The organism is Yersinia thracica (assembly GCF_902170565.1).
Taxonomy (GTDB): domain Bacteria; phylum Pseudomonadota; class Gammaproteobacteria; order Enterobacterales; family Enterobacteriaceae; genus Yersinia; species Yersinia thracica.
In genome coordinates this window covers 1-13588 of the sequence record NZ_CABHXX010000013.1, presented here as the reverse complement: position 1 = coordinate 13588, position 13588 = coordinate 1, and the positions used below count along the sequence as shown (strand labels likewise).

Here is a 13588-nt window from a genome sequence, read left to right as displayed (position 1 = left end):
TCGATTTCACTTAAAACTCACATCACGCCCAACGCACGTAAGCAATAAATCCCAATAGCAGTCGTGAAAAATGAGCCGACGGTAGTCATCGCAATAATATTCGCGGCCAGCGTAGCATTTCCCCCCATCGCTCGGGTCATGACATAGCTACCCGCAGCGGTCGGGGTTGCAGAAAATAGAAAAACAATCCCTAAGGTTGCACCACGGAACCCCATCAGCAAGCCGCCCAAAGTCATCAATATTGGCACGACAAATAGTTTTGCCACCGAGGATAACGCAGCCACATTGGAAGAGCGGAACATCGCATGCCAATCCAAGCTAGCACCAGTGCAGAGTAATGCCAATGGGAGTGCCAAGGCGGAGATATAACTGCCTGTCTGGACAATGATTTGAGGAATAGGTAGACGGGTTTGAGCATAGGCCAAACCGCACACCAAACCAATAATCAGGGGATTGGTGATAATGCTGCGTAGCAATGCCAATTTGCTGACTTTCCCGCCCTGCCCACCTTGTAAGCTGCGGGTCAGTGTTATCACTGACAGCATATTAAATAATATGACTGTCACCGTCAGGTACATCGAACCCAGCGCGACGCCTTCGGCACCATAGGCCGTCATGGCAAATGCCAGGCCGACAATCGCGGTATTGGCTCTGAAACCGCCCTGTACGAACACACCGCGCTCACGCGGGTCTTTTACCAACCACTTGGCCGCAATTTCGAGCAATAAAAATGTCACTAACGTGCCGACCGCACCATAGATCACTAAGGGCAAGTTATCCATCAAACTGACATGATTGGTCGCAACACTGAAAAATAACAAACAAGGAAGCGCCAAATTGAAGACAACCCGGGTCGCACCATCGCAGAACCGATCATCCATCAGGCCATAGCGCCGTAACAATACACCCAGTAACATCATCAATAAGTTGGGTACTGTTACACTAAACGCGAAACTCCAGGTTTCCCAAGACATGGCTGACGTTCAACCCCTGTTATTTTGTGCGATTCATCCCTAAGAGCAACCCCCTAGATGGTGCGCTAAAAATGCAAAAAGCGCGGAATGCCCGCGCTTTGCTGCTATTACTTACCTTTTTTCAGGTGCGACATCAAGCGCTTACGTTTCCGCATCTGATTTGGCGTTAAAGGATTCCGCTTACCGGCAAACGGGTTCTCACCCTCTTTAAACTGAATGCGGATTGGCGTACCCATAACTTTCAATGAACGACGGAAGTAATTCATCAGGTAGCGTTTGTAAGAATCAGACAAATCAGTGACCTGATTGCCATGGATAACCACGATAGGCGGGTTATAGCCACCGGCGTGCGCGTATTTCAACTTCACTCGACGACCACGAACCAATGGAGGCTGATGGTCTTCCTCTGCCATTTGCATAATACGAGTCAGTAAGGAAGTACCGACTCGCTTAGTTGAACAGTCATAAGCTTCCTGAATGGATTCAAACAGGTTGCCGACGCCGCTGCCATGCAAAGCGGAAATAAAGTGAATACGAGCAAAATCGACAAAGCCAAGGCGCAGGTCTAGCATATCTTTAACCTGAGCACGGGCTTCTTCTGTCATGCCATCCCATTTGTTGACTGCAATAACAAGTGAGCGCCCACTATTGAGGATAAAGCCTAACAGAGACAAATCTTGATCTGAAATACCATCACGGGCATCAATAACCAACAGCACCACGTTGGAGTCTTCAATTGCCTGTAAGGTTTTAATAACTGAGAATTTTTCAACTGTTTCAGTAATTTTACCGCGTTTACGCACACCCGCAGTATCAATCAGAATATATTCGCGCTCATCGCGGGTCATTGGAATATAAATACTGTCGCGGGTGGTCCCCGGCAGATCATAAACCACCACACGGTCTTCACCGAGGATACGGTTAGTTAGTGTGGACTTACCTACGTTAGGACGCCCGACGATAGCCAGCTTGATTGGCAGAGTTCGCGGGTCAAAATCATCTTCTTCGTCTTCTGGGATTTCGTCTTCGTCAGCTTCCTGCGCTGCCCAATAGGCCGCATTAGCTTCTTCGTCTGTCAGCTCAACTTCTGGCTCTTCGGCGTCCATATAAGGCGCCATAACATCTTCAATCAGCTGAGTCACACCACGGCCATGGGAAGCCGCAATAGCATGAACTTCACCTAAGCCTAATGAATAGAAATCGGCGGCAGCAGTATCGGCGTCAATACCATCAGTTTTGTTGGCAACCAGGAAAGTGGCTTTCTCACGGCTGCGTAAATGCTGGGCAATGCCCTGATCTGCTGGCATCAAGCCGGCGCGCGCATCGACCATAAACAGGACAATATCGGCTTCTTCAATCGCCAATAACGATTGACCCGCCATCTTGGTTTCTACGCCATCTTCTGTGCCATCAATACCTCCGGTATCGATAACAATAAACTCATGACCCTCGACCTCGGCACGACCATACTTACGGTCACGCGTTAGCCCGGGAAAGTCCGCAACTAACGCATCACGGGTGTGCGTTAAGCGGTTAAATAAAGTGGATTTACCCACATTCGGGCGCCCGACCAGCGCGATGACAGGTATCATTTTTGAAGCCTCATTACTTAATTTTCAAAGCGTTACAGCGCTGTATCGAATATTCGACAGCGCAGTTTTTTAAATACGAAGCGGCCCCTGAACCTCAGGAGCCGCTTTAGGAACCCTCATACCCTCGCCCCTGATGCTACAACAGTGTGAGCAGCACCAATTATTGCGGGTATTGACCTATTACTGACCTATTAAACAGGCGCTAAATCAGGATTAACGGGTGAACGCGTATACCGTGCCGCCTCTTGCCTGCACCAACAACTTATCGCTGGCAACCACAGGCGCACTCAGGAAGCCAGAGCTGTCTACACTCTGCTGAGCGACAAAACGACCATCATCGGTATTCACCCAGTGCAGATAACCTTCGGCATCACCTACAACCAGATAACCATTATACATCACTGGCGCGGTCAAGTTACGATGTAATAAATCGCTTTGACTCCAAAGGGTTATGCCACCATCTGTTTTCAGTGCAACAATGCGGTCATTTTGATCGACCAGATAAATACGGCCACCGTCGACAATGATGTCATTGACTGAGCCCATTTCGCGTTTCCACAAAATCTGGCCAGAGCGCAGATCCAGTGCAGTCAGATTACCGTTGTATGCCAGAGCATAAACCACGCCATCAACAACAACTGGGGTGGTATCGACATCATTCAGGCGGTCAATTTCAGTGGTCCCAGTCACTTGGGAAATACGTTGCTGCCAAATCAACTGCCCCTGTTCCATCATCACTGCGCTGACACGGCCATTATCACCACCGACAATAGCTGCACCGAATGCCACTGCTGGCGCAGATTCACCACGCAGAGACAATGCAGGAGTATCGAGGTTTAGAGTCCACTTAATTGCACCGTCAGACTCATTCAGTGCTTGCAGCATGCCATTGGAGGTGTGGATCAGTACCACACCATCGCTGACAACCGGACGGGACAAGGCCTCGCCCGCAACCACCGTCTGCCATGCAACCTTACCATCGTCAGAGTTAAGAGCATAAACCACCGCTTTCTCACTGCCGACATACACATGAGCACCGGAAGCGGTTACACCGCCAGATAACATTGCAGAACGATTACTGGAGAGGAAGTTGGTTTTCTCGGACAGGTCGGTTTGCCAAATTTGCTTACCGGTATCGGCTTCCATGGCTTTCACCAGACCTTTACGGTCTGCGGCAAAGACGGAAGTCCCCTGCCAGGCTGGGCGCAGATGAGAGTAATAATCACCGACACCACCGCCAACAGAAGTGCTCCACACTTTAGTCGGTGTGAATTGATTCTCAACTTTTGGCAGTGGCGACATGGTAACCACATCTTCTTCACTGTTGAACAGTGAACAACCACTCAATAGGGCAACAGATACCAGTCCTACTAAGAGTGTTTTACGCAATTGCATGGGAATACCCCTTAGCTGGACAAATTATTCAATTTCATGCGCAGCAAAGCTTGCAGCGCCTGAGAAGCATTTGATTCGACGCCTTTACTGTAAGCTGCCCGTGCACCTGCGGTATCACCTTTGCTTAATAATGCATCGCCACGAACATCTTGCGCCATCGCAGTCCAACCATCACCTTGCACTGCATCCAGTGTTTTCAATGCCTCATCTGGTTTTTTCAATTGCAGTTGCAAACGAGCAAGACGCAGATTAATCAGCGACAACAGGTTTTCATCTTTTGTCTGGCCCAATGCTTGGGTAAGTTGCTGTGCCGCTTTATCAAACTCGTTTTGCTCAACAAAGTGGTGAGCCAGCTCTAACCCGGCCAATACGCCGTAGTTATTTTTATTGCCCTGAACAAATTTTTCAGCAAGAGCAACGCTATCAGCACTATTGGCTGATAAAGCATCACTGGCTTGCTGATAGGCAGAGGAGGCTTCCGTCAAGACAGTGTTCTGATGACTCTGCCAGTAACGCCAACCCACTAATGCACCAATCCCGAGCACCACACCCACGGCTAGCGCTTTACCATTCTCACTAAAGAAACGGCGCACTGCATCAACCTGGTCATTATCAGTGGTATAGACTTCCACGGTGTCTCTCTCCTTAAACCAACATCAAAGCCAGACGCGCAGCAACATCCGCTTGCGCCAGCGTTTCTTGTTCACCCGTTCGCAAATCTTTTACGACCACTTGCTGTGCAGCCACTTCGCTTTCGCCAAGTATTAATGCTACGCGGGCACCCCATTTATCAGCGCGGGTAATTTGTTTTTTGAAATTACCGCCGCCGTAGTTAGTCATCAACTTTAGCGTTGGCAAATCATCACGCAGGCGCTCAGCAAGTTGCATCGCAGCACTTTGCGCCCCCTCACCCGATGAAATGAGATACACATCAATTGTCGCTGGCACTTGGAAGCCAGGATTCACTGCCTGCACCAACAGGACTAAACGTTCAAGCCCCATAGCAAAACCAACAGCGGGTGTTGCACGACCACCCAATTGCTCAACCAAGCCGTCATAGCGCCCACCGGCACAAACTGTACCTTGTGCACCCAAACTGTTGGTCACCCACTCAAATACCGTGCGGTTGTAATAATCCAAACCACGAACCAAACGCTCATTTACGGTATATGGGATACTGGCCTGGTCTAAAAGTTCACACAAGCCCGCAAAATGTTGTTTTGATTCTTCATCCAGATAATCAGACAGCTTAGGCGCGTCATTAAGTAACAGCTGAACATCCTGATTTTTGGAATCCAACACCCGTAACGGGTTGCTGTACATGCGACGCTTACAATCTTCGTCCAACACGTCAACATGTTGTTCCAGGAAAGTGACCAATGCTTCGCGGTAATCTGCGCGCGCATCCAATGAACCAATGGAGTTCAATTCAAGCTGTACATGCTCTGAGATCCCCAAAGCTCGCCACCAGCGGGCAGTCAATAGAATCAATTCTGCATCAATATCAGGCCCTTGTAGACCGAAGACCTCTGCGCCCAACTGATGAAACTGACGGTAGCGCCCTTTTTGTGGACGCTCATAGCGGAACATCGGGCCGATATACCACAGACGCTGTTCTTGATTGTACAGCAGACCATGTTCAATGCCTGCGCGCACGCACCCTGCGGTGCCTTCCGGGCGCAGTGTCAGACTTTCGCCATTGCGATCGTCGAAGGTATACATCTCTTTCTCAACCACGTCGGTAACTTCACCGATAGCGCGCTTGAATAACGGGGTCTGCTCTACAATCGGCATGCGGATTTCGCTATAACCGTAGCCCGCCAGCACTTGTTTTAAGATGCTTTCAATACGCTGCCATATCGCCGTATCGGCTGGCAGGTAATCGTTCATACCACGGATGGCTTGAATGTTCTTTGCCACGTCTGTTCTCTGTAGTTTTATGTCCGGTCTACTTGATGTTGCAGCGGTGTCGGCAGCAACATCAATGACATTGGGCATAGTGCAAAAAATAAAGCCGATTATAGAGGCTTGCCACCCACATATTCAATGGCGACAGTTTGTTATACCCGTCATACTTCAAGCTACATGTGCGTTGGCTGCGTTCAATCACCCGAATCACTTACTGATGTAAGCTCATCGAGATTATGAGCCTCATTAGAGGCTCACCCTACGGGCCAGCACCAGCGCTGTTCAAATGGCTTGCAACCAATTTGTCCCTCGCTTGCCGCCTTCCTGCAACTCGAATTATTTAGGGTATAGCTCTACAGGCTCAATATAAAGCGGGCCGCGCCCGCTTTTTTGTATTCATCGATGACAAATAGCCCGAGATACTTACTTATCATTCAGCATATTGATAACTATACGGTTGTTCGCATCAAGCATTGATGCCTTTGCACGAATTTTCGCTTCCAGCTGGTCGATCATTTTTTCGTTATCAAAACGTTCTTTCTGACGAACACCATCTTCGTAGAAACCACTTTTGTTATGCGCACCCGTCACACCGATAGTCGACACCAATGCCTCGCCGGGGCCATTAACCACGCAACCAATAATAGAAACATCCATTGGGGTAATCAGATCTTCTAACCGCTGCTCCAGCGCATTTACCGTACCGATAACATCAAACTCTTGGCGGGAACAGGTTGGACAGGCGATAAAGTTAATCCCACGAGAACGGATCCGCAGTGATTTCAGGATATCAAAGCCGACTTTAACTTCTTCGACCGGATCGGCAGCCAACGAGATACGCAAAGTGTCGCCAATGCCTTCGGACAGCAACAAACCCAACCCAATAGCCGATTTTACCGAGCCACTGCGCGCGCCACCCGCTTCAGTTATCCCTAAGTGCAAAGGATTATTAATTTGCTTGGCCAACAGACGGTAGGAATTTACCGCCAGGAACACATCGGAGGCTTTTACGCTGACTTTAAACTGATCAAAATTGAGGCGATCAAGAATATCAACATGCCGCATCGCTGATTCAAGCAGGGCTTCTGGCGTAGGTTCGCCATATTTTTCCTGAATATCTTTTTCCAGCGATCCGCCATTGATACCAATACGGATAGGAATATTGTGGTCACGCGCACTGGCAACCACTTCCCGAATGCGGGATTCATTACCAATGTTACCGGGGTTAATTCGCAAGCAATCAACACCATACTCAGCGACTTTCAGCGCAATACGGTAATCGAAATGGATATCGGCAACCAGCGGCACATTTGACTGCTGTTTGATTAACTTAAACGCCTCAGCCGCATCCATGGTCGGTACTGAGACTCGCACGATATCTACGCCAACACGCTCTAATGCCTTTATTTGGGCAACAGTTGCATCAACATCAGTGGTCTTGGTATTGGTCATTGATTGCACAGCTATCGGTGCACCATCACCAATGGGTACTTTACCGACGTAAATCCGAGTCGATTTACGGCGGATAATCGGGGATTCATTATGCATTACACACTCTCCTTTACAGTCGTGTAGTTTTCGCAACTAAGCGGTCTTCCAAAACCACTCTCTTTCTCAAGATAATGGCAGTTTGTTAGAACCACAAAGTTGTTTGTCAAAAACACAATATTACTCTACACCGACAGTCAGGCGGGCTACGCGATTAGCCTTAATGTACTTGCTCAAATCTACTGGGTTACCCTGATACATAATCGTCAATGCACTCGGTGCACCAATGGTCAGTTTATAGGGCGACTTTCCTGATAGATTGAGGGTCGCGCCTCCTTTTTGGATACCGCTAAATAATGTCTTTCCGCTTGCATCAACTACCTGTAACCAGCAGTCAGCAGTGAAATTCATGACCAATGAGCCGGCAGATGATGCAGCACCCGTTACCCCAGCGTCTGCTGTAGGTAATGGTGATTGCGCGGTAGGAACATCAGGCATAGGGGCCTGGCTGGGTGAAACGACCGCAGACTCTGCTGAAGCCGTTCCTTGGGGAGCAATTGTGGCAACACGGTTATTCGCCGTATCTGCCGGTGCTGCACTGCTCGTCGCTGGCGCAGTACCGTTTTCTATTGGAGTTGATGGTTGGCTATTTGCGACCGGAGCTTGAGTCTCCGCTGGGGTCGCCGGTTCGCTATTATCATCAGTGAGCGGCACCGATTGCCCGTCATTCTGCGACAACTGAGCAGAGGATTGATCAGCCATACTGACTATTTCTGCTTGCTGCGCCTGATGATTTTGCCACCACCATGCTCCCGTCAGGCCGAGCACAACCAACACAATAAGCCAGGTGAAACTCATCAACCAGCCATCACGTTTTTTATGCTTTTTGCCCAATGAGAAACTTTGCATCGGAGCCACTTTTGCCGCTCTGATCGGCGCTTGTTTTTCCAACATCGGCAATAGTTCATCTTCAGGAAGGTGAACCAATTTAGCGTAAGAACGAATGTAACCACGGTGGAATGTCGAGGCGAGATTAGCTTGTGCTTTATCCTCCTCAATATCACGGATTGTGGATACTTTCAGACACAGACGTTCTGCAACCATCTGCTGAGTTAGCCCTAGTGCTTCACGGGCTTGACGCAGGCGCACACCTGTCGTCTCTGGAACAGTTTGATCTTGGGAGGCTTCAGTATTCATTAGCTAGAAAATGCTGGTACTGTTTGGATTGTGGAAAACTTCGCGCAAGCTGCTTGCCATAGCGTTGAACACTATCTTGACGGCCTGCTAGCGCGGCGAAACGAATTTGTAACCATATACTTTCAGCACTGGCTGGAAGGATATGTTGATAAACATCCAGTAATAATTGCGCCTGAGCGCGATTCCCTTCTCCAAAATGCCTTTCAGCTTCTGCGAGCAGCGGCTCACCTTTATCCGGATCATACTTCAATGCCCGGCTCAACAGTACCCGAGCCTGGTCATTTTGTTTCGCCCGTAAAAAGCAATATCCCGCGTTTTCCAGACTATCTGCAACCTGACCGTAATCAGGCGACAGCACCGCTGCGCTAAACTGTTGTTGGGCCGGTACATACTGCCCTAAACTACACAGAAACGCACCGTAATTATTCAGTACAGTGCCATTTCCCGGTGCCAGTTTCATCGCTTGTTGATAACGCTGCTCTGCGGCGCTGTTTTCACCGATGCGTTGCTCATAAAAAGCCATACCTAATTGAGTACGATAATCTTGTGGATCTGCCGCTACAGCCTTCTCAAGGTTCTGCCGCGCAGCATTAAGATCACCTTGCGCCAGATACTCTAAACCCAGTTGCAAACGTGTCTGCCCCGCGGCGGGTTGGCTCATTTTTTCCGGCGATGAACCAGAACAGCCTACCAGAAATGCGCCCGCTATTAGGCAAACTCTCCACAGTTTTATCAGCTTCATGCTTTCTCAATTATCCTTATATGTGAAGATACCCGCCATCTTTCAAATTGCGGGTGTGTTAGCGGCTCTCATGATGGGCTCATCTATGGAGTTCACCTCTACCTGACCACTGCAATTTTAAACTCTCTGGGTATAGAGCTCTCAACGAATTATAAGCTGAATAACAAATAGTTATACACAAACAATTAGCATTATGAATCAGACTGTTTTAATGGCGATAGGTTCACCCGCCATTTTCTTTTTCAAAGTGCGTTTGGTACGGTCAATGACTTCACCGGCCAATTGACCACATGCCGCATCGATATCATCACCACGCGTCTTACGAACGATTGTCGTAAACCCGTACTCCATCAATACTTTAGAGAAACGATCCACCCGGCTGTTGGAGCTACGTCCATAAGGTGCCCCTGGGAACGGGTTCCATGGGATCAAGTTAATCTTACACGGTGTATCTTTCAAACATTCAGCTAGCTGATGAGCTTGCTCGGTGCTGTCATTGATGTGATCCAGCATAACGTATTCAACCGTAACCCGCCCACCATTGGCATTCGATTTCGCCAAATAGCGGCGAACGGCAGCCAGGAAGGTTTCAATATTGTATTTACGGTTGATAGGCACAATTTCATCGCGGATATCGTCAGTAGGGGCATGCAGCGAGATGGCCAAAGCCACATCAATCATATCGCCCAATTTATCCAGCGCCGGAACCACACCGGAAGTGGATAATGTCACACGACGTTTGGATAAACCAAAACCAAAATCGTCCATCATGATATCCATGGCCGGTACCACGTTATTCAGGTTCAATAAGGGTTCGCCCATCCCCATCATCACTACGTTAGTGATAGGGCGATTACCAGTTGCCTTTACTGCACCGATAATCTTGGCCGCACGCCATACCTGACCGATGATTTCAGATACCCGTAAGTTACGGTTAAAACCTTGCTGTGCCGTTGAGCAGAATTTACATTCTAAAGCGCAACCCACCTGAGATGACACACACAAAGTCGCGCGGTCCCCTTCAGGGATATAAACTGTTTCAACTTGCTGATCGCCAACTTTGATGGCCCATTTAATGGTGCCGTCGGTTGAGCGCTGTTCTTCCGCCACTTCAGGTGCGCGGATTTCTGCCACGCGCTGTAACTTGGCACGCAGCACTTTATTAATGTCGGTCATTTGCTCGAAATCGTCGTAGCAATAGTGATACATCCACTTCATGACTTGGTCGGCACGGAAAGGCTTCTCGCCCATCTCGGCAAAAAACTCGCGCATTTGCTGACGATTTAAATCCAGCAGATTGATTTTGCTGGTGGCTGATGCTGCGGTGGCAACCGCGTTGTCAGGCTGAGGGGCAGCATCAATTGGCATTGATGCAGTTAATAATTGTTCAGACATGAGTTGTCGTGGCCTCGTTGTTACACTTTACGGCGCTGCGCTTTAAACCGGGTACGGCTTTCGAAACGGCGATGAATAAATAGATGAATAAATAATAGAACGCCCCAGCGGAGTTGTCTCCACCGGGGCGCGGCATTGTACGAATTTTAAAGCAGGGATTCCATGATTGGAAAGGCTCGCAAGCAACTTTATTGTTTCAGTTGATTAAATAGCGGCCATTTCTGCATCGAATCAATTAATTAGCTGCGAGGAAAAATTTCATCCGCAGCAAAGAAATAAGCAATTTCGCGCTGAGCTGATTCAACCGCATCAGAACCGTGTACGGCATTAGCAGTGAAACTATCAGCAAAATCAGCACGCAGAGTACCCGCCAGCGCGTTATCCGGGTTAGTCGCGCCCATAATATCACGGTGGCGCTGAACGGCATTTTCACCTTCCAAAACCTGAACCATGATTGGGCCAGAGGTCATAAACTCAACCAGGCCATCGAAGAATGGACGGCCTTTATGTTCAGCGTAAAAACCTTCCGCTTGTTCTTTGGTCAGGTGCAGCATTTTTGCAGCAATGATTTTGAAACCAGCACTTTCAAAACGCGCATAGATGGCACCGATGTCATTATTGGCAACAGCATTGGGTTTGATAATGGAGAAAGTACGTTCTAAAGCCATGATAACCTCTATTGGATTTTTAATATTAACCGGACTCGGAACACGCCCCGATAAGTATCATAAATAAACACTTAAACTTGGCTGGTGGACAGTTCCTTTACGACAAAATTATGCCGACCACTGGTACAGTGGCCGCCGATTATATGTGCGCGACTCACACTTGCCTACGGGAATCACAACATTTCATTAAAAAATTTTTTTCTTAATTGCTCATTTTTATACACAACTCACATTTTACATACAAACCTGTTTTTTCACCGCTACCTATTTAAAGGCAACACCCTGGCAGCGCGGGTAAATTTAGGGTTAGTGCTCATCAATAAATTTAAATCCGACTTTCTTTTTGACAATTGCCGAAGGCTTACTGATAACGTCGGATACTAGCGCTCGTTTGCCTTTTTTGCTCAGGTAATCTGCTAAAGCTTTGATCGCCGCAGTTCCTGCCCCTCTTATTGTGCCCTCGGCCTCTGGGTGTAATACATAATCCGGATGAGTCAGTGAGCCTGAAATACCAACATCAAATTCATTGATATCAATAGCCATTGTGATGCTAATGACCTGCCCGGAAAGGCGGACTACCACATAGATATAGTCATCACTGCTGGTTCGCAACCAACTTTGCGCAACATCACTAACGATGCGCGCAGCCTCAATCACTCCATCACCAGTCGCGACCGCATCATCCACATTTCCGCCTGATGCAGACACCTCCACAGACGGTTTCTTAGCATGGCGATACACTTCTCGCCATTGGTTAATCATCGGTATAATGTTTAGCCTGGCTGCCAGTGTGTCGTCCGTAGTCCCGCTAATCACCTCTATATCAAAATTTAATTCGGGATCTTCTACCCAGTTCCCCCCTCGGCGGATACGGGGCGGGGTCACGGTAAATTGAAAATTTGGCAGCGCTAATTCATAACGACCCAACGATAACTCCTGTGCTACCGCCGGTGAATGGGCGCTATTTTCAGCATCATGGTGGCGCAAATAATTAGCATAACTGAGCTGTGAGAAATCAAACGCCGTTTTTATGTGTAAAAAACCTGCCGCATTTTCAGCCAGATGTGCCTGAACACTTTCAATTAATCGCGTTTCCACCAGGCCATTCGGCTGTGTATAACCGATATTTCCCTCTTTAATAATGTGTTCAATTACACGACCAAAATTTTCAGCATTCCAATGGTCGACATTGTCACCAAACAGCAAAGTGAAGTCAGTCAAAATACTTAATGTCCAATCAACACAGCGCACGGTTAAATCACGCCTAATGCGTAAATTAGGTAGTAATTGTTCTTTCATCGGCACCTTGCAGGCTAATGCAGTCGCCGGTATCGTTAATGCATTGCCCCACATATCAACATTAATATGTGTTAATATGGCATCAAGGTCAGAAGAAAAACCTGTAACATTCGCGTCAAACTCAATAACGTTATTAGTGTTTGTTTTCGGCAAAGGTTTTGCAGAACCAGATATTTGTAAGATTTTGTTGTCATTATTAGCAAAGAAGGTAACAGTATTACTTATAAATCTGTCGGCTTGATTGCACTTACCTTGGATAATATAGTTATAAATACTAATGACGGGTATAAGCCAACAGGCGGCAGTTCCAGCAAAACTTCGTTCCTGTCGAGATGATATTTTCTCTACTGCCAGGACAATTTTATTAATAATCAAAGGATTGCTCTCATGATTATAATATTTATTATTATAATTTTCAACAAATAATCTTACATTAGCAAATTCAACATCAAATAAAGATCCGACCAAAGGTGATATATATACTGCTTTACTCCCTACAGACTCAATAAACTGAATCTCAGAATAACCGCCATTAAAGCGCAATAGAAATGATAATGTATCGCTATCTTTATCTAATTCGAAGATATAACTATTTTCTTGGTGCCCCTTATGCATCAACAATATCATCAGCCCCATGACCTTGATAATTCCGCCATCAAAAAGTTCAATCGCATAATTATCTTTCCCACTAATATTAAAGCTAATCAATGCTTCTTTATATTTAATTCTGTCATCTAACCAATAATCTCCAAATTCATGTCCTATAGGAATAGAAGCAACTTCTTTCACAATACAAAACTGATCACAAATAAAATATTCTTGTTGAGAAACCTTCATACTGGTTATATTTTTATTCATGCCAATTTTTTCTAAATCACCAACAGAAACATCATTTGTTATTACATAGTATCTCCCAGTGTAATTATCATC

11 protein-coding genes are annotated in these 13588 nt (G+C 47.2%); all 11 read right to left on the bottom strand.

Features of this window, described 5'->3' with window-relative positions; genetic code table 11:
• Positions 1-17 precede the first annotated feature (17 nt).
• Positions 18-974, bottom strand: a complete 957-nt coding sequence (locus FTA91_RS02160) for an AEC family transporter (protein ID WP_050115823.1) — start codon at positions 972-974, stop codon at positions 18-20.
• Between the two features lie 107 nt (positions 975-1081).
• Entirely contained in the window at positions 1082-2566 is a 1485-nt protein-coding gene (gene der / locus FTA91_RS02155; RefSeq protein WP_050115822.1) for a ribosome biogenesis GTPase Der, read from the bottom strand.
• A 213-nt stretch (positions 2567-2779) separates the two neighbouring features.
• Positions 2780-3961 carry an outer membrane protein assembly factor BamB gene (bamB, locus tag FTA91_RS02150; protein ID WP_145535760.1) on the bottom strand — a complete coding sequence of 394 codons (1182 nt, stop codon included), beginning with the start codon at positions 3959-3961 and terminating at the stop codon, positions 2780-2782.
• Between the two features lie 11 nt (positions 3962-3972).
• Positions 3973-4593, bottom strand: coding sequence for a YfgM family protein (locus tag FTA91_RS02145; RefSeq protein ID WP_049562914.1), 621 nt, complete (start codon positions 4591-4593; stop codon positions 3973-3975).
• Positions 4594-4606: 13 nt separating this feature from the next.
• Positions 4607-5881: a histidine--tRNA ligase gene (hisS, locus tag FTA91_RS02140; RefSeq protein ID WP_145535758.1), complete on the bottom strand. Its 1275-nt coding sequence runs from the start codon at positions 5879-5881 to the stop codon at positions 4607-4609.
• A 411-nt stretch (positions 5882-6292) separates the two neighbouring features.
• Positions 6293-7417: a flavodoxin-dependent (E)-4-hydroxy-3-methylbut-2-enyl-diphosphate synthase gene (gene ispG / locus FTA91_RS02135; protein ID WP_145582832.1), complete on the bottom strand. Its 1125-nt coding sequence runs from the start codon at positions 7415-7417 to the stop codon at positions 6293-6295.
• Positions 7418-7537: 120 nt separating this feature from the next.
• Positions 7538-8554, bottom strand: coding sequence for a cytoskeleton protein RodZ (rodZ, locus tag FTA91_RS02130; protein WP_145535756.1), 1017 nt, complete (start codon positions 8552-8554; stop codon positions 7538-7540).
• Complete coding sequence (gene pilW, locus FTA91_RS02125; protein ID WP_050115816.1) at positions 8544-9296, bottom strand: type IV pilus biogenesis/stability protein PilW; 753 nt, start codon at positions 9294-9296, stop codon at positions 8544-8546. The genes rodZ and pilW overlap by 11 nt, the downstream gene beginning before the upstream one ends.
• A gap of 198 nt (positions 9297-9494) precedes the next feature.
• On the bottom strand, positions 9495-10664 hold the full coding sequence (gene rlmN, locus FTA91_RS02120; protein WP_050115836.1) for a dual-specificity RNA methyltransferase RlmN: 1170 nt from the start codon (positions 10662-10664) through the stop codon (positions 9495-9497).
• A 266-nt stretch (positions 10665-10930) separates the two neighbouring features.
• Positions 10931-11359 carry a nucleoside-diphosphate kinase gene (gene ndk / locus FTA91_RS02115; RefSeq protein ID WP_004707890.1) on the bottom strand — a complete coding sequence of 143 codons (429 nt, stop codon included), beginning with the start codon at positions 11357-11359 and terminating at the stop codon, positions 10931-10933.
• A 306-nt stretch (positions 11360-11665) separates the two neighbouring features.
• Positions 11666-13588 (bottom strand): exotoxin A binding domain-containing protein (locus FTA91_RS02110; protein ID WP_235896817.1); only part of this gene is annotated, 1923 nt, incomplete at its 5' end.

What these genes read in the sequence shown, in the direction of transcription:
- FTA91_RS02160 (WP_050115823.1), bottom strand. Translation starts at nt 974, where the DNA reads ATGTCTTGGGAAACCTGGAGTTTCGCGTTTAGTGTAACAGTACCCAAC.
- der (WP_050115822.1), bottom strand. Translation starts at nt 2,566, where the DNA reads ATGATACCTGTCATCGCGCTGGTCGGGCGCCCGAATGTGGGTAAATCC.
- bamB (WP_145535760.1), bottom strand. Translation starts at nt 3,961, where the DNA reads ATGCAATTGCGTAAAACACTCTTAGTAGGACTGGTATCTGTTGCCCTA.
- ispG (WP_145582832.1), bottom strand. Translation starts at nt 7,417, where the DNA reads ATGCATAATGAATCCCCGATTATCCGCCGTAAATCGACTCGGATTTAC.
- rodZ (WP_145535756.1), bottom strand. Translation starts at nt 8,554, where the DNA reads ATGAATACTGAAGCCTCCCAAGATCAAACTGTTCCAGAGACGACAGGT.
- pilW (WP_050115816.1), bottom strand. Translation starts at nt 9,296, where the DNA reads ATGAAGCTGATAAAACTGTGGAGAGTTTGCCTAATAGCGGGCGCATTT.
- rlmN (WP_050115836.1), bottom strand. Translation starts at nt 10,664, where the DNA reads ATGCCAATTGATGCTGCCCCTCAGCCTGACAACGCGGTTGCCACCGCA.
- ndk (WP_004707890.1), bottom strand. Translation starts at nt 11,359, where the DNA reads ATGGCTTTAGAACGTACTTTCTCCATTATCAAACCCAATGCTGTTGCC.